General features: G+C 66.1%; 24 protein-coding genes. 8 read left to right on the forward strand and 16 right to left on the reverse strand.

Features of this window, described 5'->3' with window-relative positions:
• The 7 genes from AC6H42_RS13075 to AC6H42_RS13105 all read right to left on the reverse strand — a co-directional run.
• On the reverse strand, nucleotides 1–1,159 hold a 1,159-nt coding region (locus tag AC6H42_RS13075), incomplete at its 3' end, for a methyl-accepting chemotaxis protein (protein ID WP_497548226.1).
• Between the two features lie 118 nt (nucleotides 1,160–1,277).
• Entirely contained in the window at nucleotides 1,278–2,351 is a 1,074-nt protein-coding gene (locus AC6H42_RS13080) for a patatin-like phospholipase family protein (RefSeq protein WP_497548227.1), read from the reverse strand.
• A complete protein-coding gene (locus AC6H42_RS13085) occupies nucleotides 2,351–3,799 on the reverse strand; it encodes an efflux transporter outer membrane subunit (RefSeq protein WP_057157591.1) in 1,449 nt (482 codons plus the stop codon). Before AC6H42_RS13085 ends, AC6H42_RS13080 begins: the two co-directional genes overlap by 1 nt.
• The gene (locus tag AC6H42_RS13090; RefSeq protein WP_497548228.1) at nucleotides 3,796–6,942 is read right to left on the reverse strand and encodes an efflux RND transporter permease subunit; all 3,147 of its coding nucleotides are present in this window, start codon (nucleotides 6,940–6,942) and stop codon (nucleotides 3,796–3,798) included. Before AC6H42_RS13090 ends, AC6H42_RS13085 begins: the two co-directional genes overlap by 4 nt.
• 12 nt (nucleotides 6,943–6,954) lie before the next feature.
• On the reverse strand, nucleotides 6,955–8,178 hold the full coding sequence (locus AC6H42_RS13095; protein WP_497548229.1) for an efflux RND transporter periplasmic adaptor subunit: 1,224 nt from the start codon (nucleotides 8,176–8,178) through the stop codon (nucleotides 6,955–6,957).
• Between the two features lie 194 nt (nucleotides 8,179–8,372).
• Entirely contained in the window at nucleotides 8,373–9,308 is a 936-nt protein-coding gene (tal, locus tag AC6H42_RS13100; RefSeq protein ID WP_057157594.1) for a transaldolase, read from the reverse strand.
• Nucleotides 9,309–9,433: 125 nt separating this feature from the next.
• A complete protein-coding gene (locus AC6H42_RS13105) occupies nucleotides 9,434–10,072 on the reverse strand; it encodes a PEP-CTERM sorting domain-containing protein (protein WP_497548230.1) in 639 nt (212 codons plus the stop codon).
• Between the two features lie 394 nt (nucleotides 10,073–10,466).
• Between AC6H42_RS13105 and AC6H42_RS13110 the strand changes: the two genes are divergently transcribed.
• From AC6H42_RS13110 to AC6H42_RS13120, 3 genes are all read left to right on the forward strand, one after another.
• On the forward strand, nucleotides 10,467–11,660 hold the full coding sequence (locus AC6H42_RS13110; protein WP_497548231.1) for an RNA ligase RtcB family protein: 1,194 nt from the start codon (nucleotides 10,467–10,469) through the stop codon (nucleotides 11,658–11,660).
• Between the two features lie 100 nt (nucleotides 11,661–11,760).
• Entirely contained in the window at nucleotides 11,761–11,943 is a 183-nt protein-coding gene (locus tag AC6H42_RS13115) for a hypothetical protein (protein ID WP_057157597.1), read from the forward strand.
• An 80-nt stretch (nucleotides 11,944–12,023) separates the two neighbouring features.
• A complete protein-coding gene (locus tag AC6H42_RS13120; RefSeq protein ID WP_497548232.1) occupies nucleotides 12,024–12,473 on the forward strand; it encodes a hypothetical protein in 450 nt (149 codons plus the stop codon).
• A 4-nt stretch (nucleotides 12,474–12,477) separates the two neighbouring features.
• On the opposite strand, the gene AC6H42_RS13125 is transcribed toward AC6H42_RS13120, so the two are convergent.
• The 4 genes from AC6H42_RS13125 to pgi all read right to left on the reverse strand — a co-directional run bounded on the left by AC6H42_RS13125 (nucleotide 12,478) and on the right by pgi (nucleotide 17,592).
• Nucleotides 12,478–13,332, reverse strand: coding sequence for an SIS domain-containing protein (locus AC6H42_RS13125; protein WP_057157599.1), 855 nt, complete (start codon nucleotides 13,330–13,332; stop codon nucleotides 12,478–12,480).
• Nucleotides 13,333–13,447: 115 nt separating this feature from the next.
• The gene (gene zwf, locus AC6H42_RS13130) at nucleotides 13,448–14,920 is read right to left on the reverse strand and encodes a glucose-6-phosphate dehydrogenase (RefSeq protein ID WP_057157600.1); all 1,473 of its coding nucleotides are present in this window, start codon (nucleotides 14,918–14,920) and stop codon (nucleotides 13,448–13,450) included.
• A 121-nt stretch (nucleotides 14,921–15,041) separates the two neighbouring features.
• Nucleotides 15,042–15,929 (reverse strand): SMP-30/gluconolactonase/LRE family protein, encoded by an 888-nt coding sequence (locus AC6H42_RS13135; RefSeq protein WP_497548233.1) that lies wholly within the window; start codon nucleotides 15,927–15,929, stop codon nucleotides 15,042–15,044.
• 10 nt (nucleotides 15,930–15,939) lie between these two features.
• A complete protein-coding gene (pgi, locus tag AC6H42_RS13140) occupies nucleotides 15,940–17,592 on the reverse strand; it encodes a glucose-6-phosphate isomerase (RefSeq protein ID WP_497548234.1) in 1,653 nt (550 codons plus the stop codon).
• 204 nt (nucleotides 17,593–17,796) lie between these two features.
• Here pgi and edd point away from each other — a divergent pair, with 204 nt between their 5' ends.
• The 3 genes from edd (at nucleotide 17,797) to AC6H42_RS13155 (ending at nucleotide 20,778) form a co-directional block, all read left to right on the forward strand.
• The gene (gene edd / locus AC6H42_RS13145; protein WP_497548235.1) at nucleotides 17,797–19,713 is read left to right on the forward strand and encodes a phosphogluconate dehydratase; all 1,917 of its coding nucleotides are present in this window, start codon (nucleotides 17,797–17,799) and stop codon (nucleotides 19,711–19,713) included.
• Nucleotides 19,714–19,715: 2 nt separating this feature from the next.
• Nucleotides 19,716–20,333, forward strand: a complete 618-nt coding sequence (gene eda, locus AC6H42_RS13150) for a bifunctional 4-hydroxy-2-oxoglutarate aldolase/2-dehydro-3-deoxy-phosphogluconate aldolase (RefSeq protein ID WP_497548236.1) — start codon at nucleotides 19,716–19,718, stop codon at nucleotides 20,331–20,333.
• 199 nt (nucleotides 20,334–20,532) lie between these two features.
• A complete protein-coding gene (locus AC6H42_RS13155; RefSeq protein WP_497548237.1) occupies nucleotides 20,533–20,778 on the forward strand; it encodes a hypothetical protein in 246 nt (81 codons plus the stop codon).
• A 63-nt stretch (nucleotides 20,779–20,841) separates the two neighbouring features.
• Here AC6H42_RS13155 and AC6H42_RS13160 read toward each other — a convergent pair whose 3' ends face one another.
• Genes AC6H42_RS13160 through AC6H42_RS13170 form a run of 3 tightly spaced genes read right to left on the reverse strand, consistent with a single transcriptional unit; the run spans nucleotide 20,842 to nucleotide 22,822 of the window.
• Nucleotides 20,842–21,819 (reverse strand): sensor domain-containing diguanylate cyclase, encoded by a 978-nt coding sequence (locus AC6H42_RS13160; RefSeq protein WP_057157606.1) that lies wholly within the window; start codon nucleotides 21,817–21,819, stop codon nucleotides 20,842–20,844.
• Between the two features lie 2 nt (nucleotides 21,820–21,821).
• Nucleotides 21,822–22,457 (reverse strand): chemotaxis protein CheX, encoded by a 636-nt coding sequence (locus AC6H42_RS13165; RefSeq protein ID WP_057157607.1) that lies wholly within the window; start codon nucleotides 22,455–22,457, stop codon nucleotides 21,822–21,824.
• Complete coding sequence (locus AC6H42_RS13170) at nucleotides 22,454–22,822, reverse strand: response regulator (protein ID WP_057157608.1); 369 nt, start codon at nucleotides 22,820–22,822, stop codon at nucleotides 22,454–22,456. Before AC6H42_RS13170 ends, AC6H42_RS13165 begins: the two co-directional genes overlap by 4 nt.
• A gap of 125 nt (nucleotides 22,823–22,947) precedes the next feature.
• On the opposite strand from AC6H42_RS13170, the gene rpiA reads away from it, so the two are divergent.
• Together rpiA and AC6H42_RS13180 are read left to right on the forward strand one after the other, a co-directional pair.
• The gene (gene rpiA, locus AC6H42_RS13175) at nucleotides 22,948–23,622 is read left to right on the forward strand and encodes a ribose-5-phosphate isomerase RpiA (RefSeq protein ID WP_057157609.1); all 675 of its coding nucleotides are present in this window, start codon (nucleotides 22,948–22,950) and stop codon (nucleotides 23,620–23,622) included.
• Between the two features lie 21 nt (nucleotides 23,623–23,643).
• Nucleotides 23,644–24,039: a hypothetical protein gene (locus tag AC6H42_RS13180; protein ID WP_057157610.1), complete on the forward strand. Its 396-nt coding sequence runs from the start codon at nucleotides 23,644–23,646 to the stop codon at nucleotides 24,037–24,039.
• Nucleotides 24,040–24,086: 47 nt separating this feature from the next.
• On the opposite strand, the gene AC6H42_RS13185 is transcribed toward AC6H42_RS13180, so the two are convergent.
• Both AC6H42_RS13185 and argA read right to left on the reverse strand, forming a co-directional pair.
• Nucleotides 24,087–24,359, reverse strand: coding sequence for an oxidative damage protection protein (locus AC6H42_RS13185; RefSeq protein ID WP_057157611.1), 273 nt, complete (start codon nucleotides 24,357–24,359; stop codon nucleotides 24,087–24,089).
• Between the two features lie 35 nt (nucleotides 24,360–24,394).
• The gene (gene argA, locus AC6H42_RS13190; protein WP_057157612.1) at nucleotides 24,395–25,705 is read right to left on the reverse strand and encodes an amino-acid N-acetyltransferase; all 1,311 of its coding nucleotides are present in this window, start codon (nucleotides 25,703–25,705) and stop codon (nucleotides 24,395–24,397) included.
• Nucleotides 25,706–25,747: the final 42 nt, after the last annotated feature.

The following is a 25,747-nucleotide window of genomic DNA, read 5'->3' on the forward strand; positions in this document are numbered from 1 at the left end:
CGCGCGCCGCCTCCACCGCCGCGTTCAGGGCCAGGATGTTGGTCTGGAAGGCGATGCCGTCGATGACGCCGATGATGTCGACGATCTTGCGCGCCGAAGCGTCGATGGCGCCCATGGTGTCGACCACCTGGCCGACGATGACGCCGCTTTTCACCGCCACTTCGGAGGCGGCCTGCGCCAGCTGGTTGGCCTGGCGCGCGCTGTCGGCGTTCTGGCGCACGGTGGCGGTCAGTTGCTCCATCGACGACGCGGTTTCCTCCAGCGAGCTGGCTTGTTCTTCGGTGCGGGTCGACAGGTCCATATTGCCGGAGGCGATCTCGCTGGAGGCGCTGGCGATGGCGTTGGTGCCGGTCTGCACCTGGCTGACCACGTTGCGCAGCGCGTCGTTCATGGTGTGCAGCGCCGTCATCAGCTCGCCGATTTCGTCGCGCGCCTTGTCCTGGCTGAAGCTGGTGGTCAGGTCGCCCTGCGCCACGGTCGAGGCCACCGCCAGCGCCGAGCGCAGCGGCTGGGTGATGCTGCGCGAGATGATGTAGGCGGCCACGGCGCCGGCCGCCACCAGCAGCACGCCCATCAGGGACATCAGCATGGTGCTGCGGCTGTTGGCCGCGTCGATGGCCTTGGCGGTGTCGTCGATGTCCTTGCGCTGGTGCTCCAGCAGGAACAGCACGCGCTTCTGGTAGGCATCGGCCGCCGGCGAGAACACTTCCTTGAAGGCGCGCTCGGACTCGGCGGCGTTGCCGGCCTTCTTGGCGTCCATCACCTTGTTCTTGGCGTCCTGGTACTGATTGCGCAGGCCGACGATGGTCTTCATGATTTCGCGTTCCTCGTCGGTGTCGAGGAGCTCTTCGATTTTCTTGATCAGTGCCGAGCCGCGCTTGGTGCTGTCGGCCACCACGTCGGCGAACACCACGGGCAACTGCTCGTCGGTGGTGCGGGAAAACAGCGCGGTGCGCGCGATGGCCGAGTAGATCAGCACGTACCAGTCCGATACCAGGCGCTCGGTGGCCAGCGGGTTGGCCATCATCTGCTTGGTCGCCTCGGCGTTGGCGCGGGCGTGCACCAGGGCGTAGCCGGTGGCCACCACCGACAGCGCCAGCACGATGGTGAAGCCGGCCGCGAGCCGGGTGGCAATACGCATATTGGTCAGGAAATTCATTGGACGCTCCCTCGTGTCTCTTGCCAACCGGCACCGACGAGTATGCGCCGATAGCCGCGCCGGGGGCAACTGTTGCGCACTGGCGCAGCCGCTTTTTACAACAGCGCGGGTGGCCTTTTTAGAATGCTGACGTTTGCGACAAGTCCGGCTTCTCGCTCCAGCGCGCGAACGCTTCGGCCATGCGTTCGCTTTCGCCGATGGAGCGGGTCCAGTCGCGGATGCGGGTGTCGTGGTTCTGGCCGTAGAACTTGAAGTCGGCGCGGTCCGGCATTTTCCGGTTCGGCAGTGTGGCCAGGAAGGCCGGCGATGGCGAGACCAGGATCACGTTCTCCAGCGCGGCGTCGCGGGCGCGGCGCCACGGCATCGACTTGTCCAGCCAGCCGGGCACGATGTAGTCGCTGAAGTGCGGGTACAGCACCAGGCCGGGGTCGCGCTGGTAGGGCAGGTGCAGGTGGTAGTCGATCAGGCCGCCGTCCCAGTAGGCGCCCGCCGGTGCGCCGGCGATGCCGGCGACCGCCTGCAGCACCATGGGAATCGAGCCCGAGGCCAGCAGCGCGTCGCGCAGGTTGTGTTCGGACAGGCCGACGAAGTGGTTGGCGAAGGCGTCGAATCGCTGGCGCAGCCAGTCCTGGCCGTCGCGCGCGTCGTGGAAGATCACGCGTTCCATGGCGCTGGCCAGGCGGCTGCGCGAGACGGCGTTGCCGGCGGCGGCGCGCAGGAAGCCGGCCAGCTCGCGCCAGCGGCTGCCGGCCGCCTGCGCCAGCGGTCCGGCGCCGCGCGCGGTGATGATGGACAGCGAGTAGCGCGGGCTGTCGAGCGCTTCGGCGCCGCGCCCGTCCAGCAGTTCGTCAAGCAGGGCGCGGCAGGTGTTGCTGACGTAGGCCGCATCCACCTTGGCCGGGTAGCGCTGGTGCGCATACAGATGGGCCAGGCGCTTGTGCGCCGTGTCCGGATCGTCGAAGGCGGCGGCGGCCATGCGCCAGGCGCCGATGGAGGCGCCGATCAGGCGGCGCTGGCGCGGCGCCCGTTTCAGGAAGTCGCCGAACAGCCAGCGGTCCAGGCCGTGCAGGATCAGGCCTTTCGGCCCGCCCGCCGCCGCCGGGACGATGGCCACGTCGGCCGCCTGCATGCCTTCGGCGGCGATGCGCAGGCGCGCCCGCCCGCCGAGGCGGATGATGATGGGCGACGCCATTATTTCAACCCGCCTCCCAGCGCGCGGTACAGGTCGATGGCGCTGGTGGTGCGCAGCAGGCGCGCCTGCACCAGCGACTGCTCGGCGCTGAACAGTTCGCGCTGCGCGTCGAGCACGTCGAGCGAACTGGCCACGCCGTTCTCGAAGCGCAGCTGCAGCAGCTTCAGGCGGTCCGCCTGCGCATCCTGCACGGCGCGCTGCGCCGCCACCTGGTCGCCCAGGTAGCTGCGCGCGGCCAGCGCGTCGGCCACTTCGCGGAAGGCGGTCTGGATGGTCTTCTCGTAGTCGGCCACGGCGATGTTCTTGCGCACTTCGCTCAGGTTCAGGTTGGCGCGGTTGCGGCCGGCGTCGAAGATGGGCAGCACCAGCTGCGGCACGAAGGACCAGCTGCCGGTGCCGCTGTCGAACAGGCCGGAGATGTCCGGGCTGCTGCTGCCGATGGCGGCGGTCAGGCTGATGCGCGGGAAGAAGGCCGCGCGCGCCGCGCCGATGTTGGCGTTGGCCGCCAGCAGGCGCTGCTCGGCGGCGCGGATGTCGGGACGGCGCGCCACCAGCTCGGACGGCAGGCCTTCCGGCACCGCGCTCATGGCGTCGATGTCGGCGTCGCTGGCCATGGCGCCGGCAGCGGTGGCATCGGCGGCAGGGGCCCGGCCCACCAGCAGCGTCAGCGCGTTTTGAGCCTGCGCGCGCTGGCGCGCCAAGGTGAGCGCGGCCACGCGCGCCGTTTCCATCAGCGTTTCGTTCGAACGCAGGTCCAGGCGCGAGGACGCGCCCACTTCCATGCGCTGCTGGGTGAGCTTGTAGGTGCGGGCGCGCGCTTCATAGGTCTGCTGTGCCAGCCGGTACTGCTCGGCGAAGGCGCGCTCGGTGAAGTAGGCCTTCGCCACTTCGGCCACCACGCTGATCTGCGCCGCCTGGCGCGCTTCGTCGCTGGCCAGGTAGCTGGCCAGGGCGGCGTCGTTCAGGCTTTTCACGCGGCCGAAGAAGTCCAGCTCGAAGGCGGAAATGCCCAGGCCGGCGTCGAAGCGGCTGCTGGTGATGTCCTGGCCGGTGGCGGACACCGAGCGCGGGGTGCGGGCGCGGGTGCCGCCCAGCGTGCCGTTCAGGGTGGGCAGGCGGTCGGCCGACTGGATATTGTAGGCTGCGCGCGCCTCTTCGATGCGCAGCGCGGCCGTGCGCAGGTCGCGGTTGTATTCCAGCGCGGTAGCGATCAGCTGCTGCAGGCGCTGGTCGGGGAAGTACTCGCGCCAGCCGGTGTCGGCGGCGGGCTTGCCCGCGCTGGCCGGCGCGGCTGCGTTGGCCGTGGCGCCGGCGGCCGCCGGCACGGCAGGGTAGGCCGCCGCTACCGGCGCCGCGGGGCGCTGGTAGGTGGGCGCCAGCGAGCAGCCCGACAGCAGCAGCGCGGCTGCGGCAGCCAGGACGCTTTGCTTGTGTTTGGTTTTCATCATGCTTTTTTCTCCGGAAGGTCGAGTTCATGCGCGGCCAGGCGGCGCTGGCGTTCGCTTCCCTTGAATATCTTGCGCACCACGACGAAGAACACCGGCACCAGGAACACCGCCAGCACCGTGGCGGTGATCATGCCGCCCATCACGCCGGTGCCGATGGCGCGCTGGCTGGCCGAACCGGCGCCGGAGGCCACCACCAGCGGCAGCACGCCGAGGATGAAGGCCAGCGAGGTCATGATGATGGGACGGAAGCGCAGGTGCACCGCTTCCAGCGTCGCTTCCACCAGGCCCTTGCCCTGCGCCTGCAGGTCCTTGGCGAACTCGATGATCAGGATCGCGTTCTTGGCCGAGAGCCCGATAATCGCGATCAGGCCCACCTTGAAGTACACGTCGTTCGGCAGGTCGCGGATGGTGGCGCCCAGCAGCGCGCCCAGCACGCCCAGCGGCACCACCAGCAGCACCGCCACCGGGATCGATTCGCTCTCGTACAGCGCGGCCAGCACCAGGAAGGCCGCCAGCATGGACAGCGCGAACAGCGCCGGCGCCTGCGAGCCGGAGGTTTTTTCCTCCAGCGACTGGCCGGTCCATTCGATGCCGAAGCCGGGCGGCAGCTGCTGCGCCAGGCGTTCCAGCTCGTCCATCGCCTCGCCGGTGCTGCGGCCGGGAGCCGCGTTGCCGGTCAGCTTGATGGCGGGATAGCCGTTGTAGCGCACCAGCTGCACCGGACCGTTGATCCAGCGCGAGGTGGCGAACGAGGACAGCGGCACCATGGAGCCGGACGCCGAGCGCACGTTCAGGCGCAGCAAGTCTTCCGGCTGCAGGCGCTGCGGCGCGTCGGCCTGCACCACCACGCGCTGCTGGCGCCCGCTGCTGGTGAAATCGTTGACGTAGCTGGAGCCGAAGGCCACCGACAGCGCGCTATTGATGTCGGCGAAGGCCACGCCGAGGGCGTTGGCCTTGTCGCGGTCGACGTCCACCTGCAGCTGCGGGGCGTCTTCCAGGCCCTCGGGGCGCACCCCGGCCAGGATGGGGCTCTTGCCGGCCAGGCCGAGCAGCTGGTTGCGCGCGGCCACCAGCGCCGCGTGGCCTTGCGAACTGCGGTCCTGCAGGCGCGCCGTGATGCCGGTGGCGTTGCCCAGTTCGCGGATCGGCGGAGGGCTGAGCGGGAAGACAATGGCGTCGGCGATGCCGGACAGCGCGCCGAAGGCGCGGCCGGCGATCTTGTCGGCCGAGTCTTCCGCGCCGCGCTCGCTCCAGTCCTTCAGCGGCACGAACACCAGGCCGGCGTTCTGGCCGTTGCCCGAGAAGCTGAAACCTGCCACGGCGATGGTGCGCGCCACGCCGGGCTGCTTGGCCATGTACTCTTCCACCTTGGCCAGCACCGCCTCGGTGCGGCTCTTGGAAGCGCCAGGCGGCAGCTGCACGTTGGTGATGATGTAGCCCTGGTCTTCGTTCGGCAGGAAGGACGACGGCAGGCGCGCGTACAGCCAGCCCACCACGCCGCAGATCAGCAGGAAGATCACCATGTAGCGGCCGGTGCGGCCCAGCATGCGCGCGATCACGCCCTGGTAGCCGGTGGCGGTCCTGGCGAAGCCGCGGTTGAACCAGCCGAAGAAGCCTTTCTTCTCGTGGTGGTGGCCCGCTTCCACCGGTTTCAGGATGGTGGCGCACAGCGCCGGCGTGAGCGTCAGCGCCATCAGCGCCGAGAACACCATGGACGACACCATGGACAGCGAGAACTGGCGGTAGATCGCGCCCACGGCGCCGCCGAAGAAGGCCATCGGGATGAACACGGCGATCAGCACCAGCGTGATGCCGATGATGGCGCCGGTGATCTGCGACATGGCCTTGCGCGTGGCGTCGCGCGGCGACAGGCCTTCCTCGCTCATGATGCGTTCCACGTTCTCGACCACCACGATGGCGTCATCGACCAGGATGCCGATCGCCAGCACCATGCCGAACATGGTCAGCACGTTGATGGAGAAGCCGGCCAGCTGCATCACGGCGAAGGTGCCCAGCAGGGCCACCGGCACCACGATGGTGGGGATCAGGGTGTAGCGGAAGTTCTGCAGGAACACGTACATCACGATGAACACCAGCAGCACCGCTTCCAGCAGCGTCTTGACCACTTCCTCGATCGAGATCTTGACGAACAGCGAGGTGTCGTACGGCACGGTGTAGGTCAGGCCGGGCGGGAAGAACTTGGACAGCTCTTCCATCTTGTTGCGCACCAGTTCCGCAGTGGCCAGCGCGTTGCCGGTCAGCGACTGCTGCACGGCGATGGCGACGAAGGGCTTGCCGTTCAGGCGCGCGCTGATGTTGAAGTTGGCGCCGGCCATTTCGATGCGGGCCACGTCCGACAGGCGCACGGTGGCGCCGGTGCCGCTGGCGCGCAGCACCACCTTGCCGAATTCCTCGGGCGAGGTGAGCTGGCCCTGCACCACCACGGGCGCGGAGTAGGTCTGGAAGCGCGGCGCAGGCAGGTCGCCCAAGGTACCGGCGGCGACCTGCGCGTTCTGCGCGCGGATGGCGGCGGTGACGTCGGCCATGGTCAGCTTGTAGCCCACCAGCTTGGCCGGATCGACCCACACGCGCATGGCGCGCTCGGTGCCGAACAGCTGGGCCTGGCCCACGCCGGGCAGGCGCTTGATCTCGTTGACCACGTTGCGCGCCAGGTAGTCGCCGATGGCGGCGGTATCCATCTTGCCGTCGCTGGACGAGGCGCCCACGAACATCAGGATGTTGGAGCGCGACTTGTTGACCTGCACGCCCTGCTGGGTGACTGCCTGCGGCAGGCGCGATTCGACGCGCTTGATGCGGTTCTGCACGTCCACGGCGGCCAGGTCGGGGTTGGTGCCGGGCAGGAAGGTGACGGTGATCGAGACCGAGCCATTGGCTTCGCTCTGCGATTCGACGTATTGCAAGCCGTCGGCGCCGTTCATTTCCTGCTCGATCACGCTGGTGACCGCGTCGTCCAGCACCTGGGCGGTGGCGCCCGGGTAGTTGGCGCTGATGACGATGGACGGCGGCGCGATGGTGGGGTACTGCGCCACCGGCAGCATGGTAATCGCCAGTGCGCCACCCAGCAGGATGAACAGGGCGATCACCCACGCGAAGACGGGGCGGTCGATGAAGAATTTTGCCATCTGAGCTCCCGGTTACTTGCCGGCGGCCGGCGCTGCTGCGGCCGGCGCGGATGCCGGCGCTGGCGCCGCAGGCGCGCCGCCCGGCGTGGCGGCAACCGGGCCTTGCCACGGCGCCGGCGTAACGGTGCCGCCCGGCTTGGTCTTCTGGAAGCCTTCCACGATCACGCGCTCGCCGCCTTTCAGGCCGGAGCTGACGATCCAGCTGCCGTTCTGCGCCGCATCGGCTTTGACCGGCACGGCGGTGACCTTGTTGTCCGCACCGACCACCATCACGGTGGCGCCTTCCGGGCCGCGCACCACGGCCTGCTGCGGCACTTGCAGCGCGGCTTCGTTGACCGCCTGTTCCAGGCGCGCGCGCACGTACATGCCCGGCAGCAGGGTGCGGTTGGGGTTCGGGAACTCGGCGCGCATGGCCACCGAACCGGTGGTTTCGTCCACCGCCACGTCCGAGAACAGCAGCTTGCCCGACTGCGGATAAGGCTGGCCGTCCTCGGTCACCAGGGTCACTTTGGCGGCGCCGTTGCCTGCGCCTTTGAGCTTGCCGGCCGCCAGCGCGCGCTGCAGGCGCAGCACTTCGGTGGACGACTGGGTGATGGTCACGTAGATCGGATCGAGCGTCTGTACGGTCGCCATCGGCGTCGCTTCACCCTGGCCCACCAGCGCGCCCTCGGTCACCAGCGCGCGGCCCACGCGGCCGGAGATCGGCGAGGTCACGGTGGCGTAGCCCAGCGTCAGGCCGGCGGTGGTGCGGGCGGCGCGCGTGGTGGCCAGGTCGGCGGCGGCCTGTTTCTGCGCCGTGACCGCGTCGTCGTATTCCTGGTTGCTGACGGCCTGCGCGGCCAGCAGCGGCTTGTAGCGTTTCACTTTCAGCTCGGCCTGCGCCAGGTTGGCTTCGGCTTTGGCCACGGCCGCTTGAGCGCTGTCGTAGGACGCCTGGAATTGCGCCGGGTCGATGCGGAACAGGATCTCGCCGGCCTTCACGTCCGAACCCTCCTTGTACACGCGCTGCAGCACGATGCCGGGCGTGCGCGCGCGCACCTGCGCCACGCGCGATGCTTCGAGGCGGCCTGGCAGTTCGGTGGAGAGGGTGAGGGTGGCGGGGGCGACTGTGTAGACGGCGACTTGCGGTGGCGGTGGGGCGGCGCCGGCTTTGTCATCTTTCTTTCCGCAGGCAGCCAGCATGGAGAGAGTGATGATGGCGGCGGCGACGGGAGTGCAGCGTGGGACTGATCTCATAGATGTCTCTGGAGGTAATGTTGAGGTTTTCTAGGTGCTTGCCCTTAGCTTGTTCTATTTACAAAGGCAGTGCCGGCCATTGTATAACAGTGTCAAATGTAACGTTTTGTACAAATTTCCGCGTTGAAAGATACAAAAGGCCAGGCGCACGTCGGTGGGCCTGGCCTTTTTTCGCCGTATTGCGCCGCGCGCGATCAGCGCATGCCGGAAATGATCTGCTTCAGTTTGCCCGAGTCGGCGCAGAAGGCGCGGATGCCTTCTGCCAGCTTCTCGGTGGCCATCGCGTCTTCGTTCATCATGAAGCGGAAGGTCTTTTCATCGACGGCGATCTTGCCGACGGTGGCATTGGCGCTGGCGTCCGCGCTCAGCTTGCGCTCCACCGGTGCATTGGCGTCGGCCAGCGCTTGCAGCAGGTCCGGGCTGATGGTCAGCAGGTCGCAGCCGGCCAGTTCCAGGATCTGGCCGGTGTTGCGGAAGCTCGCGCCCATCACTTCGGTGTCGTAGCCGAACTTGCGGTAGTAGTTGTAGATGCGCTTGACCGATTGCACGCCCGGGTCTTCCGCGCCCGCGTAGTCGATGCCGGTGCTCTTCTTGTACCAGTCGTAGATACGGCCGACGAAAGGCGAAATCAGCTGGGCGCCCGCTTCGGCACAGGCGATGGCCTGGCTCAGCGAGAACAGCAGCGTCATGTTGCAGCGGATGCCTTCCTGTTCCAGGATGCGGGCGGCCTGGATGCCTTCCCAGGTGGAGGCGATCTTGATCAGCACGCGCTCGCGCGGGATGCCGGCCTTCTCGTACAGCGCGATCAGCTCGCGGCCCTTGGCCACATTGCCTTCGGTGTCGAAGGACAGCTTGGCGTCGATCTCGGTGGAGACGCGGCCCGGGATGATCTTCAGGATTTCGGTGCCGAAGGCGATCAGCAGGTGGTCGATGATGTCGCCGGTGGCAGCGTTCGGATTGTCCTGCACCGCTTTTTGCAGCAGCGGCTTGTACTCGTCTTTCTGAACGGCTTTCAGGATCAGCGACGGATTGGTGGTGGCGTCGCGCGGGGTGTAGGCCTTGATCGACTGGAAATCGCCGGTATCGGCAACAACGGTGGTGTATTGCTTGAGCTGTTCGAGTTGGTTCATGGTTGCGCGCAGGGCTGCTGCTGAGGTTGAGGACTTGGGTAGCATATTGTACACAATCCTCTCCCGCGGCAGCAGCGCTGCGTGCCAGGCCTGGTGCCTGGCCTTGGCGCTCAAGCTTGAGGTGCTTATGCCTGACGGCGGCGGCGCTGTGCCAGCAGGGCGCCGGCCAGGCCCAGGCCGAACAGGGCGGCGGTGCCGGGTTCCGGCACGGCGTTGCCGCTGCCGCCTCCACCGCCGTTGTTATTGGTGTTGTTGGTGATGTCGGCGAACTTCAGGCTGACGCGCGCATATTCCAGCGTCATCGCCTTGTTGTTCGGCGAGGCCGGCTGGGCATAGTTCAGCTGCATCGCCAGCGACAGCGGGTTGCCGGCGGACCAGGTATTGTTGGTGTTGAACAGCGAGAGCAAGTTGTATTCGGTCTCGATCGGATTGTTGCCGTTTCCTGCCAGCAGCGCGCCGACCAGCGGCGAACTGTTGACCGACATGAAGTCGTTGGCGCCGGTGGCCTGGCGCGCCGAGACGTACAGTTTGGCTTCACTGATGCTGGTGCCCAGCAGGCTGAAGCTTGGATTGAACAGGAAAGTCCAGTCCAGCACGCCGCTGCCGAGGAAGGCGTGGTTGTTGATGTCGAAGGTCAGGGTCTTCGCGTAAGTCGTGTTGGTCGCAGTGACCGTGCTGGTGTAGGCGATCGTCGTGGCCGATGCGGGCAGGGCAGCCAACAAACCGATGGCGGCCAATACACTGGTGGTGAGTAGTTTTTTCATGTTCCGTTCCATTAACAGTTGTTGGGAGTACGGAACTCTATGCAATCGCCGTGCCAGAAATAAATTGATGTTGATAATCATCAAGTTAAGTTCATCGGGGGAAAACTTCGCGGCGTCAGTGTAAGAAAAACCGGCACTCACAAGGGCAACTTTGTAAAAATGTCAGGGCAGGCAGGAAATGAAACACTGTTAAATATTTTTGCTGCGGTGTGTCAAACACATGTGGCTAGGGTAATATTGACTTCCCTTCAACCAGTGCCCTTATCCCCCAGAAAGGAGTTTTTATGATTCATGCACAACTCGATACTTTCCCGATGGGCCTGGCATCCCTCCGCGTCACGCGCTAGTCATCGCCAGCAGCCCATTTCCTGAGCATCTTTTATGGAAATACAGAATGGGCAAATACATTCGTGTGGTATCCGACCGCGCCGCCGTGGTCGCGTCGGACAAACTGTGGCTGGAGGATGCTGCACTGCAGCAGCTGGCCATCACTTCCCAGCTGCCCGGCATGCGCCGCGCAGTGGGCCTGCCTGACCTGCATCCGGGGCGCGGTTACCCGGTCGGCGCGGCATTTTTCTCGGTGGGACGGTTTTATCCTGCCTTGTGCGGCGGCGACATCGGCTGCGGTGTGGGGCTGTGGCAGACCGATCTGGCGGTCGGCAAGGTCAGCCTCGACAAGCTCGACAAGCAGATCGGCAGCCTGGACGCGCCGCCCGCTGCGGACGAGCTGGACCGGCTGCAGGTGGTGGCGCCCTGGCTGGTCGCTGAACTGGCTGCGCTGGCGGGCCGGCTGCGGCTGGCGGGCCTGGACCCGGCCTGCATGCGCGCGCTGGGCACCATCGGCCTGGGCAACCATTTCGTCGAGCTGCAGGCGGTGGTGCAGGTGGACGAACCGGCGCTGTTCGAAGGCGCCGGGCTGGTGGGCCGGGCCTTGCAGCTGGTGGTGCACAGCGGTTCGCGCGGCTTGGGCGGCGCGGTGCTGCGCGCGCACGTGGACGCGCACGGCCATGCCGGCCTGGAGCAGGATACGCCGGCCGCGCAGGCTTACCTGCTGCAGCACGACGCGGCGCTGGCGTTCGCCCGCCTGAACCGGAAAATGATAGCGCTGCGCGTGCGGCAGCGGCTGCGCTGCCAGGCCTTGCCGGTGCTGGACGTGCACCACAACTTGATCGCGGCGGACGTGATCGAAGGCGAGCAGGGCTGGCTGCACCGCAAGGGCGCCAACCCGGCCGACGCGGGGCCGGTGCTGTTGCCGGGCTCGCGCGACGACCACAGCTACCTGATCCGGCCGCTGCCGGTGGCCGACAGCGTCAGCCTGCAGTCGCTGGCCCACGGCGCCGGCCGCAAGTGGGCGCGCGGCGATTGCAAGGACCGGCTGGTGCGCAAGGCCACTCCGGCGCAGCTGGCGCGCACGTCGTTCGGTGGCCGCGTGATTTGCGCCGACCGCGCGCTGATTTACGAGGAGGCGCCGCAAGCGTACAAGGATGCCGGTTCGGTGCTGGCCAGCCTGGAGGGCGCCGGGCTGGTGCGGGTGATGGCAAAGAGCCGGCCGGTACTGACCTACAAGACGCGCGGGGAATGCTGCTGATCATGGCCGCCACCCGTGTGGCCTGTGTGAACTGGCGCGCAGATGGCGCGCGCCGCCGGCGGTAGGCTGGACGTCCGATCACACGCGCAAGGAGGCGGCCATGAGCAACGTCAACAACGACAAACCCGACATCGAGCCCGGCGACGACGCCGCGCCGGGCACCCCAGGCACCGGCGAGGACGTATGCCCTGCCTGCCGTGGCACCGGCAAGCTGGCCGGCGGCCAGCCTTGTTCCGAGTGCGGCGGCAGCGGCAGGATCACGGAAGGCATAGGCGGCGGCTGAATTGCACGTGTTTGCGCCTTGTCAAAATCGTTTTCCGCATGGAGGGCACGATGGAGGGATCTGCCGGACAGGAGCGCAAAATGAATTCCCCGCCGCTTGACAGAGTTAGCACCGGTGACGAACATGGACCAGAGAGCCGTATCGTGAGGCTGAAGGTCAATATGGACAATGTCGTCATGGCGCTGGGCCCGTTGCAGCGTTCGGTGGATGCGATGCGCATTGAATTCACGCAGGCGCTCGACGGCCTGCGTGCCGAGGTTCGCCAAGGTTTGCAGGACCAGCGTAGCGAATTCCATCAGGCGCTGCAGGAGCAGCGCAGCGAGTTTTATCAGGCGTTGCAGGAGCAGCGCAGCGAGTTTCATCAGGCGTTGCAGGAGCAGCACACGGATTTCCAGCAGGGTCTAAGCAAACAGACCGAACGCCTAGACGCCCTGATCTACGAAATGGGCCGCGAGCGGCGTTGGATCATCGGCTACATCATGGCCAACAGCGGCTTGCTGCTGGGCGTACTGCTGCGCAACCACTTCTGAAGGCTCAGCCGATAAACGAGTCGAACTGCAGGTCGAATTCCTGCAGCGCTTTCTGCGCGTTCTGCATCTTCTTGCGGAATTCCGGGCCGCGCTGCAGGGCCAGGCCGACCGCCAGCACGTCGATCACCACCAGGTAGGCCAGGCGCGCCGAAATCGGCGTGTAGGGGTCGATGTTGAAGATCAGGTCGATCGGGATCAGCACCGTCGCCAGTTCGGCCAGCGGCGTGCCGGACGGCGCCAGCACGATCACGTCGGCGCCGCCGCGCCGCGCCAGCTTCACCGAGCGTACCAGCGCCGGGCTGTTGCCGCGCTGCGAAATGGCCACCACCGCGTCGCCGGTGCGCAGCAGGGCGGCGGCAATGCTGTGGATCGACGGGTCGGCGTAGGCCACGGTCGGCACGCCGGAGCGGAAGAATTTGTGCTGCGCGTCCGCCGCCACGATGCCCGACGTGCCCTGGCCGTAGAATTCGATCTTGTTGGCGCGCTTGAGGATGTCGAGCGCCTGCTGGATCGCTTCCGGCTTGAGGTTGTTGCGCAGGTCCAGCAGGGTGTTGATGGAGCGGCTGCAAATCTTGTTGACCAGGTCCGCCGCCAGGTCGTCCTGGGCCGGCTGCTCGTTCAGGCCGGGCAGTGCCAGGGCCAGGCCCTGCGCCAGCTTCAGCTTGAACTCGTGCCAGCCGTCGTAGCCCAGGGTGCGGCAAAAGCGCACCACGGTCGGTTCGGACACCTGCGCGGCGCGCGCCAGCGCAGTGATGTTCTGGTCGACGATCAGGTCCGGGTGGTCCAGCACCGCCAGCGCGACCTTGCGCTCCGATTTGGAGAGCGAGTCGAGCTGGGTGCGGATGGAATCGAGTAGCACGGCTTGGTCTTCCTTAGTCTTCAGGCAATGGTGAAGCAGGGGTTTCGCGGTGCACTGCACCGCGCCTGCGGAACGGTCTGGCCCTGCAGGGCCAGACTCCTTGCGCTGCACTTTTTTAGTCTTCAGGCAGGGCTTCTTCGCGCCACTGCAGGCCGTCGCGTCCGATCAGTGCGCTGGCGGCGGCCGGGCCCCAGGTGCCGGACGCGTACGGCGTTGGCGCGCCCTCGTCCTGCTCCCAGTGGTTCAGGATAGGCTCCACCCACTCCCACGCCGCTTCCAGTTCGTCGCCGCGCATGAACAGCGTCAGCTGGCCACGCAGCACGTCGAGCAGCAAGCGCTCGTAGGCGTCCATGCGCGGCGACTTGAAGGTTTCGCGGAAGTCCAGTTCCAGCTCGGCAGGCTTGAGGCGCATACCTTCGCCCGGCGTCTTGGCCATCAGGTTCATGCGCAGGCCTTCGTCCGGCTGCAAGCGGATCACCAGGCAGTTGGGCTGGAAGCTGTTGGTCGGCTGGTTGAAGATGGAGTGCGGAATCTGCTTGAAGCGCACCACGATCTCGGCCAGCGAATCGGCCATGCGCTTGCCGGTGCGCAGGTAGAACGGCACGCCGGCCCAGCGCCAGGTGTCGATTTCAGCCTTCATGGCGACAAAGGTCTCGGTGCGCGATTTCTGCGGCGCGTCCGGCTCGTCGCGGTAGCCCGGCACGGCCTGGCCGTCCACGTGGCCGGCGCGGTACTGGCCGCGCACGATGTTCTGCGCCAGCGTGGCGGGGGTGAACTTCTTCAGCGAACGCAGCACCTGCAGCTTCTCGTCGCGCACGGCGTCGGGCGCGATCGAGGTCGGCGGCTCCATGGCCACGATGCACAGCAGCTGCAGCAGGTGGTTCTGCAGCATGTCGCGCAGCGCGCCCGAGGTGTCGTAGTAGCCGATGCGGTTGCCGACGCCCAGCTTCTCGGCAATGGTGATCTGCACGTCCGAAATCCATTCGCGGCGCCACAGCGGCTCGAACAGGATGTTGCCGAAGCGCAGGGCCAGCAGGTTCTGCACGGTTTCCTTGCCCAGGTAGTGGTCGATACGGTAGATCTGCGATTCCTCGAACACCTGGCCTACTTCGGCGTTGATCTGCTTGGCCGAGGCCAGGTCGCGGCCGAGCGGCTTTTCCAGCACCACGCGCGAGTTCTTGGTGACCAGGCCGTTATCCTTCAGGTTGTCGCAGATCTGCGAGAAGATGGCCGGCGGCGTGGCCAGGTAGTACACGCGGGTGATGGCCGGGTCTTCGCGCAGCGAGTCCACCAGCGCGCCGTAAGTGCCGGCGTCGGTGGCGTTGAGCGACACGTAGACGATGCGCGCTGTGAAGCGGGCCCACGCTTCCGGCGTGACCTCGGGCGACTTGATCAGCGGCTTGGACGTGGTGTTGACCACATTGATGAACTCTTCCTGGCTGGACTCCTGGCGGCCGACGCAGATGATGCGCGCAGTCGGGGGCAGGTCGCCGCAGACGTCGCGGGAGTACATCGCGGGCAGGAGTTTACGCATCGACAGGTCGCCGCTGCCGCCAAACAGAACCAGATCAAAATCGGTAAGAGCCATAATATGTGTGGGATCGCAAAAGTTGTGCTGCAGGTTGTGAAAATTTACTACACAAAAATCGATAAATCAAGAAAATTTACTACATTGCGGCGGGGAGTGGCTGCTGTTCGGCCTACCTTGCCTACCCGATGTAGGCTGGAGCCGGCATTCCTGGGACTTGCATGCGCACTTGCAGCACATGGCCGCTGAGCGGGTGCTGGGCCAGTTCTTCAGCGGGGCGCTTGCTGGCGCTGGTGATGTACAGTGTCTTCAGGTCGGCGCCGCCGAAGGCCACCATGGTCGGGCAGCGCACCGGCAGCGCAATCTCGCCCAGCAGCTGGCCCGAGGGCGACAGCTTGGCGATGCGGCCGCCTTCGAACATCGCCACCCAGTAATTGCCTTCGCTATCGACCGCCGCGCCGTCCGGGCGGCCGCCGTAGTTGCTGGCCTTGTCGGCCGAGAACTGGTGCAGCACTTGCGGGTTGGATGGCGTGCCGCTGGCCAGGTCGTAGTCGTAGCGCGTGACGCGGTGCGCGGCAGTGTCGGCGTGGTACATGGCGCGGCCGTCCGGGCTGAAGGCCAGGCCGTTGGAGTTGGTCATGCCGCCCGACCAGGCGGTGCGCACCACGCCGCGTTCCAGCACGAACATCTCGGCGGCCTGCTTGTCGCGCGGCTCGTAGATGGTGCCGACCCAGAAGCGGCCGGCCGCGTCCACCTTGCCGTCGTTGAAGCGGGTGGTGGCGGTGTCGTACGGCGCCGGCGCGATGGCGGTCAAGCTGCCGTCGCCGGTGTTCAGGTGCATGAAGCCGGCGCGGGTGGATACGGCCAGGCCGCCGCCGCCGGCAATCGCCAGTGCCGAGGGCTCGCTGGCCATTGGCCACTTGCGGTGCTCCTCGGTGGCCGGCTTCAGGCTGTGGATGGCGAAGCCTTCGATGTCCACCCAGTACAGGGTCTGTTCGGCGTGATGCCACAGCGGGCTCTCGCCCACCAGCATGGCGCCGGCGCTGAATGCTTCCACGTGATAGCTCATGTCGCTGTCCTTAGCGCAGGTTCTGCGCGGCCTTGGCCAGCGCGATCAGGCCGTTGGTGGAGCTGTCGTGGCGCGCGGGCTGCGCTTCGCCCGTCAGCTCGGACTGGATGTTCTTGGCCAGCACCTTGCCCAGCTCCACGCCCCACTGGTCGAAGCTGTTCACGTCCCACAGCACGCCTTGCACAAAAGTCTTGTGCTCGTACAGCGCGATCAGCGCGCCCAGCGCGGCGGGGCTCAGCACGTCCACCAGGATGGTGTTGGACGGGCGGTTGCCGGGGAAGGTCTTGTGCGGCGCCAGCTGGTCGATCTGCTCGGGCGCCAGGCCTTGCGCTTTCAGTTCGGCGCGCACTTCATCCTCGGTCTTGCCGGTCATGAACGCTTCCGACTGCGCGAAGCAGTTGGCCAGCAGCGCGTCATGGTGGTCGGGCAGGTCGTGGGTCGGGCGCAGCGCAGCGATGAAGTCCATCGGCACGATGTCGGTGCCTTGGTGCAGCAGCTGGAAGTAGGCGTGCTGCGCGTTGGTGCCGCATTCGCCCCAGACCACCGGGCAGGTCGGCGTGTCCAGCGCGGCGCCGTTGCGCGTGACGCGCTTGCCGTTGCTTTCCATGTCGAGCTGCTGCAGGTAGGCCGGGAAGCGGTTCAGGTCCTGGTGGTAGGGGGCGATGGAAAGGGAAGCGCAACCCAGGAACTGGCGGTTCCAGAAGCCGATCATGGCCAGCAGCACCGGCAGGTTCTGCTCCAGCGGCGCGCTGCGGAAGTGCTCGTCCAACTCGTGCGCGCCGGCCAGGAAGTCGCTGAAGTAGCCGAAGCCCACCGCCAGCGCCACCGGCAGGCCGATGGCCGACCACACCGAGTAGCGGCCGCCGACCCAGTCCCAGAACGGGAACATGTTGTCGGGGTCGATGCCGAAGGCGGTGACTGCCTGCGTGTTGGTGGACACGGCCACGAAGTGCTTGGCCAGCGCGGCCTCGGTGCCGTGCTGCAGGAACCAGCTGCGCGCGGTCTGGGCGTTGAGCATGGTCTCGGCGGTGGTGAAGGTCTTGGAGGCGACGATAAACAGCGTGCTGTCCGGGTTCACCTGCGCCAGCGTGGCTTCCATGTCGTGGCCGTCCACGTTGGAAACGAAGTGCATCTTCAGGCGCGGGTGCGAGTAGGAGCGCAGCGCCAGGCAGGCCATTTTCGGGCCCAGGTCCGAGCCGCCGATGCCGATGTTGACGATGTCGGTGATGGCCTTGCCGTTGTGGCCCAGCCAGGAGCCGTTGCGCACCTTGTCGCTGAACACGCGGATGCGGTCCAGCACCGCGTGCACGTCGGCCGCCACGTCCTGGCCCGCCACATTCAATGCCTTGCCGCGCGGCATACGCAGCGCCGTATGCAGCACGGCGCGGCCTTCGGTAGTATTGATTTTTTCCCCGGCGAACATGGCGTCGCGGCGCTGCTCCACGCCGCGCGTGCGGGCCAGGTTGGCCAGCAGGGCGATGGTGTCGGCCGTCAGGCGGTTTTTCGAATAGTCCAGGTACAGGCCGGCGGCGTCCAGCGACATGCGTTCGAAGCGCTTGGGATCGGCGGCGAACAGTTGGCGCAGCGTCTTGTCCTGGATGTCGATGTGGTGGGCGGCGAGGGCCTGGTAGGCGGCGGTGGTGGTGAGGGCGGGCTGGCGCATAATGTGTCGGCTCTGGTTTGGGGGATATTGTCCATAATACAGGAAAAACAGGTAAATTCACTACAAATGTTCAATTGGACGGGCTACGGAGCGTATTCCACGGCCGGGAATCGGGGGCGCGGCAGACCTGTATTGATAAGAAAGGGCGTGCGTTCTGCTAATTTTGTAGTAAAATTTCATGCAATTACTTCATAAGGAACGATCATGGCGGTGCATCCTGTACTTGAAACCGTAACAGCACGGATAATCCAGCGCTCCCGGCCTTCGCGCGGCGCTTACCTGGCCCACCTGGAGGCGGCGCGCGTCAAAGGCCCGCAGCGCGGCGTGCTGGCGTGTACCAACCTGGCGCACGGATTCGCCGCTTTTCCACCCAACGACAAGCTGGCGCTGAAAGAGCTGAAGAAGCCCAGCGTGGCCATCGTTTCGGCCTACAACGACATGCTGTCGGCGCACCAGCCGTTCGAAGGCTTCCCGGCCATCATCAAGGATGCCGTGCGCAAGGTCGGCGCGGTGGCGCAGTTCGCCGGTGGTGTGCCCGCCATGTGCGACGGCGTGACCCAGGGCCAGCCCGGCATGGAACTGTCGCTGTTCTCGCGCGACGCCATCGCCATGTCGACCGGCATCGCCCTGTCGCATAATATGTTCGACTCCGCCGTCTACCTGGGCGTGTGCGACAAGATCGTGCCTGGCCTGCTGATCGGCGCGCTGCACTTCGGCCACCTGCCGGCGGTGTTCGTGCCGGCCGGTCCGATGACCACCGGCCTGTCCAACAAGGAAAAGGCCGCCATCCGCCAGCGCTACGCGCAAGGCAAGGCCACCCGCGACGAACTGCTGGAAGGCGAGTCCCAGTCCTACCACGGCGCCGGCACCTGTACCTTCTACGGCACCGCCAACAGCAACCAGATGCTGATGGAAGTAATGGGCCTGCACCTGCCTGGCGCCGCTTTCATCACGCCGAACACGCCGCTGCGCGACGCGCTCACCGCCGCCGCGGCCCAGCGCGCCGCGCAAATCACCGAGCAGGGCGAGTACCTGCCGGTGGGCCGCATCGTCGATGAGAAATGTATCGTCAACGCCGTGGTGGGCCTGCTGGCCACCGGCGGCTCCACCAACCACACGCTGCACCTGGTGGCCATCGCCAAGGCGGCCGGCATCGTGATCGACTGGAATGACTTCGACGAGTTGTCGGCCGTGGTGCCGCTGCTCACGCGCATCTACCCGAACGGCGACGCCGACGTGAACCACTTCCACGCCGCCGGCGGCACCGGCTTCGTGATCCGCGAACTGCTGGACGCGGGCCTGCTGCACGACGACGTGACCACCATCCTGGGCAATGGCCTGCGCGCGCACTGCACCGAGCCTTTCCTGAACCAGAGCAACGACGGTGTGGTGTGGAAAGACGCCGTGGCCGAATCGGGCGACGAGAAGGTGCTGCGCAAGCACAGCAACCCGTTCTCGCCGGACGGCGGCATGGTGCTGGTGCAGGGCAACCTGGGCCGCGCCGTGATGAAGGTGTCGGCCGTGAAGGAAGAGCACCGCACGGTGGAAGCGCCGGCGCTGGTGTTCAATTCGCAGGAAGACTTCATGGCCGCCTACAAGGCCGGCAGCCTGGACCGCGACTTCGTGGCCGTGCTGCGCTTCCAGGGCCCGCGCGCCAACGGCATGCCGGAACTGCACGCGTTGACCCCGGCGCTGGCCAATTTGCAGGATGCCGGCCGCAAGGTGGCGCTGGTGACGGACGGCCGCATGTCGGGCGCGTCCGGCAAGGTGCCGGCGGCCATCCACGTGTCGCCCGAGATCCTGGCCGGCGGACCGCTCGGCCTGGTGCGCGACGGCGACATCATCCGCGTGGACGCCTTCACCGGCACGCTGGAAGCGCTGGTGCCGAGCGACGTGTGGCATGCGCGCTCGCTGGCCACGGCCGACTTGTCGCCGAACGGCGTGGGCATGGGCCGCGAGCTGTTCGCCATGTTCCGCAACAGCGTATGCGAAGCAGAGAAGGGTGCCACCACGTTCTCGCTGCCGTCGCCGATTCCGACTACTGTCTCCCTGCATGACGGCAACACGGTGGGCAACACCGTGCCCGGCTCCGATGAAGATTTCTCGATGAAGAAGGACTGACCATGACCCTGCTGGACATTATGCGCACCTCCGCCGTGATCCCCGTGATTGCGATCGACGATCCCGAGCACGCCGTGCCGCTGGCCAAGGCGCTGGTGGCGGGCGGCATCCGCGTGCTGGAAGTCACTTTGCGCACCAAGCACGGCTTGGGCGCGATCAAGGCCATGTCGGCGGTGGAGGGCGCGATTGTCGGCGTCGGCACGCTGACGCAGCCGGAAGAATTTGCCGCCGCGCGCGACGCCGGCGCGGTGTTCGGCGTGTCGCCGGGCCTGACCCCGGCGCTGATCGCCGCCGCCAGGAGCAGCGGCCTGCCGCTGCTGCCGGGGGTGATGACGCCGTCCGAAGTGATGGCCGCGCGCGAGCAGGGCTTCCAGCAGCTGAAACTGTTCCCGGCCGTGCCGGCGGGCGGCGTGGGCATGCTCAACGCGCTGGCCGGTCCGCTGGGCGACATCACCTTCTGCCCGACCGGCGGCATCTCCATCGAGACCGCGCCGCAGTTCCTGAAACTGAAGAACGTGGCTTGCGTGGGCGGCTCCTGGCTGACCCCGAAAGAGCTGATGCAAGCCGGCGACTGGGCCGGCATCACCGCCCTGGCCACAGCCGCCAGCGCACTGCGCTAAGGCTGCCCGATGGCCCTGCCCGGACCAGCTGGTCCGGGCAGGGCCATCGCCCCGCACGGCCTATCGCAGCCGCCAGCCCGGCCCGTTCTCATCTTGTGTGGTTTTCAACTGGGACATTTTGTCTCAATGTATGGAAATTGCTTTTGTGTAGTATGACGCAGAGCGTGCAGCAACCGCACATAGCCTGGAAATACGCAAAATGATGGATTGGATCCCTGTAGTCTTGGTTACCTTCAAGGTGCTCGTGCTCGGCACGGGCATGTTCTTCGCCATCAAGTGGCATTACGATCAAGGGGCGAAGGAGAAGGAGAAGGCGATGGAGAGGCGCGCGGTGCTGCGCACCAGCGGCATGGTGGCCGCAGTCTTCCTGCTCTTGCTCCTGGGCCTGGGGTTTGTCACCCTGGTCTTTGGCAAAATGTTCGGTTTGGATTTGAGCATGCCATGATGGCATAGCGTTAGCGTCTTGCCAGATACCGGTGGTCGCTGGAATCGGCCAGCCCGGCGTGTGTCAACGGCCGAGTGCCTGTTGCTCGTGCGCGGCGACGCGGTTGCGGCCGGCGTGCTTGGCGGCGTACAGCGCGCGGTCGGCGGCGCCGATCAGGGCGGGGACGTCGAACGGCTGGGCCGGGCTGTGCGTGGCCAGGCCGACGCTGACCGTGACGTGCCGGCGCCCTTCGGCCGCGCAGCGGTGTTCGATGCCCAGCGCCAGGACACGCTGGCGCAATGCCTCGGCCATCATCATGGCCTGGTCGGGGTCTGTGTCCGGCAGGATGATGGCGAATTCCTCGCCCCCGTAGCGCGCCAGCAGGTCGGTTGAGCGGTGCAGCATGGCCGCCAGCGCGTTCGATACCTGGATCAGGCACTGGTCGCCTTGCTGGTGGCCGTAGTGGTCGTTATAGGCCTTGAAGCAGTCGATATCGATCATCAGCAGCGACAGGTTGGCGCCGTTGCGCTTGGCGCGCCGCTGTTCCTTGTCGATGGCGACGTCGAAATGGCGCCGGTTGGCCACTCCGGTCAGGCCATCCGAGAAGGTCTGCGAGCGCAGCACCATGGCCTGCTCGCGCAGCACTTTTTCGCGGTTGACGGCAATGCTGACGTCGGTGACCTGTATCAGGCAGTGGCGCTCGGCGCCGGCCACCGCCACCGGCGTGACCGCGATGGCCTGCTGCAGGCGCTCGCCGCGCTCGGCCGCGGCGCGGTCGGCGTGCAGCGGGAAGGGCGACTTGTTCAGTGTTTGCGACAGCAGCGACGGGAAGTTGCTGGCCAGCGCCTGCTGGATCGCCATGCCGATGCGCTGGCTGCGCATTTCCGGGAACAGCGCGTAGAACTCGCGGCACAGCACTTCGCTGGCGGGCATGGCGGAGTACTGCTCCATCCAGCGGTTCCACAGCACAATGCGGCCGGCACCGTCCAGGACAATCGCGCCGACGTGCACGGCGGCCAGCACGCTTTCCAGCAGGCTGAGACGGTTTGCTTCCACTGCCATCGTCAGCCTTGGCCCGTCACGCGACGCAGGTACAGGTTGATTTGCTGCTTCAGGTCGTGCAGCGCGGACACGTCGAGGATGAACGCGACGTAGCCGTGGATCTGGTGCATTTCAAGGATGAAGTCGATGTGCAGCATCATCACCACCGATGCGGCTGCCGTGCCGGAGGCGTTCAGGATGTCTTCGCTGGTGCCGACGTGGTACACCGGCAGCGAGCCTTGCAGCTCCTGCTCGAAGATGTTGGCCAGCGTGCCGATGCAGGAGTTCAGGATGATGTTGCCGATCTCGCTCATGGCCTCCTGTTCCATCTCGGTCAGCTCGGACAGCGGCACCAGCTCGCCGACCATCAGGCGCACGATTTCCAGGCTCTTGTCCTCGGGGAACATGAGGATGGCTTCGGTCTGGAAGGCGCCCGCATAGTGCTGGCTGACGCCGCAGATGCGCTCGCGCTGTTCGTCGCGGTGGCCCAGCAGGGCGGCCGCGTCGGCCCGGTTCAGGAAGCTGATCGAAGGCACCGACATCGTCACGGCTTCGTTGACGATGCCGCTCATGGCGGCGGCAGCCTGGCCGACGCCGATGTTGAAGATCTCCACCAGCGCGTCGTGTTCCAGTTCGGACAGGGAAAAGGGCATCTTCATGCCTCCAGCGGCGCGATCAGCTGGGCGATGCGGGCCTCGGTGATGGGCTTTTCCATGAAGCCGACGCCGATTTCGGCCGCGCGGTTGCGGGTAGCGCTTTGCACGTTCGCGGTCAGCAGCGAAATGTGGGCCAGTGGCAGCAGGGCGCGCAGCTGCTCGGCGGCGGCCAGGCCGCCCATGCCGGGCATATTGACGTCCATTAGCACCAGGGCAGGGGTGAAGCTGGCCACTTTCTGCAGCGCTTCTTCACCCGAGGCGGCTTCCTCGACGATCCAGTCGGCATGCATGCTGAGGATGTATTGGCGTGCCATCAGGCGCGAAACGCGGCTGTCGTCGACGATCAGTATCTGTTGGACGGACTCCATGAGCGATCCTGCGGGCTATTGTCTGGGATGCCATTTTCGCATACCGACCGGGGTTCTGCGAGTGTTGTCGGTGGCGATCCGCTAAAATAGCGGCAATCCGATCTTCCCTTCTTAATACTTTTACCATGACCCAAGACGAACTGAAACAAGCAGTAGCCCGCGCCGCCATCGCCTACGTGGAAGGCGACATCATCGGCGTCGGCACCGGCTCGACCGCCAATTTCTTCATTGATGAGCTGGCCAAGATCAAGCACCAGATCAAGGGTACCGTTGCGTCCTCCGAGGCGACCGCCGCGCGGCTGGCCGGCCACGGCATTCCCGTGCTGGACCTGAACGACGTGGCCGAGATCGCCGTCTACATCGATGGCGCCGACGAGATCACCGAGCAGGGCGCCATGATCAAGGGCGGCGGCGCGGCGCTCACGCGCGAGAAGATTGTCGCGTCGGTATCGAAGAAGTTCGTCTGCATCGCCGACGGTTCCAAGCTGGTGGACGTGATGGGCAAGTTCCCGCTGCCGGTGGAAGTGCTGCCGATGGCGCGCAACGCCGTGGCGCGCCAGCTGGCCGCGCTGGGCGGCCAGCCCAAGCTGCGTGTCAAGCCGGGCAGCGACGAGGCTTTCGTCACTGACAATGGCGGCAACATCCTGGACGTGGCCGGCCTGGCGATTACCGATCCGAAAGGGCTGGAAGCGCAGATCAACCAGATCGTCGGCGTGATTGCCGTCGGCCTGTTCGCCGCACGCGGCGCCGACGTCTGCCTGCTGGGCACGCCGGACGGCGTGCGCACGCTGGCCTACTAATTCTTCCCCCCCAGGACACTTATGAAACGCTTGCTGTTGCCGTTGCTGTTGCTGAACGTTGTGATGTTGAGTGCCTGTTCCTATCTGCCGTTCGGCAAGGACAAGGACCAGGAAGCGGAAGCGGCACGCCGCGCGGCAACGGTGCGCAAGCCGGTGGTGTCCGAACTGGCCAGCGACGGCAGCAAGCGCGTCATGGCGGACGGGGTGGAGATCGAGAAGGTGGCGTTCCGGGCCGGCATGTCGTCGGCCACGGTGGAACGCATGGCCCGCAAGGCTGGCTGCGACGGCAACGGCGGCCCCGGTGCGGGGCTGGTGTCCGAACCCGGACCGGTCGAGGTATACCGCATGGCCTGCGGCGACGGCAAGGCCTATCTTGCCAAGTGCGAACTGCGCCAGTGCAAGCCGTTGCAGCGATAAAGCAGCGATAAAGCAGCGATAAAAAAAGGCGCCATCGGCGCCTTTTTTTAGTCCGCCGGCGGCACGTAGCCGGCTGCGGCGTCGGCGCCGTCGCCGAAGAAGTGTTTCTCCATCTGCGTGGCCAGGTATTTGCGCGCGCGCTGGTCGGCCAGGTTCAGGCGGTTTTCGTTGACCAGCATGGTCTGGTGCTTGAGCCAGGCGGCCCACGCTTCTTTCGATACGGACAGGTAGATCTTCTTGCCCAGTTCACCCGGATACGGTGGGAAATCCAGGCCTTCGGCTTCCTTGTTCAGTTTGATGCAATGGACGGTGCGGGCCATCTTTGGTGCTCCTAAATGCGGTGGTGAAAGCGTGATTATAAGGTTTTAACCAGAACCTGGGATTTGCGCTGCCAGTTATACATGCGCTGGCGGTCCTTCGGCAGGGCGTCCACGGTGGCCGGCACGAAGCCGCGCTTGATGAACCAGTGCGCGGTGCGGGTGGTCAGCACGAACAGCTTGCTCAGGCCCAGCGCGCGGGCGCGGTTCTCCATGTGCTTGAGGATGCGTTCGCCGTCGCCCTGGGCTTGCACGTCGGGGTTGACGGTCAGGCATGCCATTTCGGCCATTTTTTGTTCCGGGAACGGATACAGCGCGGCGCAGCCGAAGATCACGCCGTCGTGTTCGATCACCGAGAACAGGTCGATTTCGCGTTCGATCAGCTCGCGGCCGCGCTTGACCAGCGTGCCGTCCGCTTCCAGCGGTTCGATCAGCTTGATGATGCCGCCCACGTCTTCAATCGTGGCCTGGCGCAGCGATTCGAGGTTCTCGTGCGAGATCATGGTGCCCACGCCATCGTGGGTGAACAGTTCCAGCAGCGCCGAGCCGTCCATGGCGAACGGCACGATGTGGGAGCGGTCCACGCCGTTGTTGCAGGCCTTGACGCAGTGCTTCAAGTAGAATGCGGTGGCGTCGGGCAGGAAACCGGCTTGCAGCACGGCTTCGGCCTGGTGCGAGGACAGTTCGCGGATCTCGGTGCCGCCGGCGTCCGTCATCATGTCGGTTTCGGTGATGAAGATCAGCTTGTCGGCGTGCAGGGCGATGGCGGCGCTGCAGGCCACGTCTTCCATGGTCAGGTTGAAGGTTTCGCCGGTGGGCGAGAAGCCCAGCGGCGACAGCAGCACCAGGCCGTCCGAACCGAGGATGGAGTGGATGGTTTCGGCGTCCACCTTCCGCGTGATGCCGGTCAGCTCCAGGTCCACGCCGTCGATCACGCCGAGCGGGCGGGCGGTGATGAAGTTGCCGGAGATGATGCGGATGGCCGCGTTGGACATCGGCGTGTTCGGCAAACCCTGGCTGAACGCGGCCTCGATGTCCAGGCGCAGCTCGCCGGCCGCTTCCTTGGCGCATTCCATGGCGGCGGTGTCGGTAATCCGCACACCGTTGTGGAAACGGCCTTCCACGTTGCGCAGCGCGAGCTGCTCGGCCACTTGCGGGCGCGAGCCGTAGACCACGGTCACGTTGATGTCGAGTGCCTGCAGCAGCGACAAATCATGGGCCAGCACCGGCAGGGCGCCAGCCGATACGAGTTCGCCGGGGAAGGCGACCACGAAGGTCTTGCCGCGGAAAGCGTGGACGTAGGGCGCGACTGAGCGCAGCCATTGGACGAATTGGGTAGGATTTTCCATTTGCCGCATTATAATTCGGTGCGCGGTTTTCGCGCCAAATAC

The organism is Massilia sp. NBRC 108631, assembly GCF_059704565.1.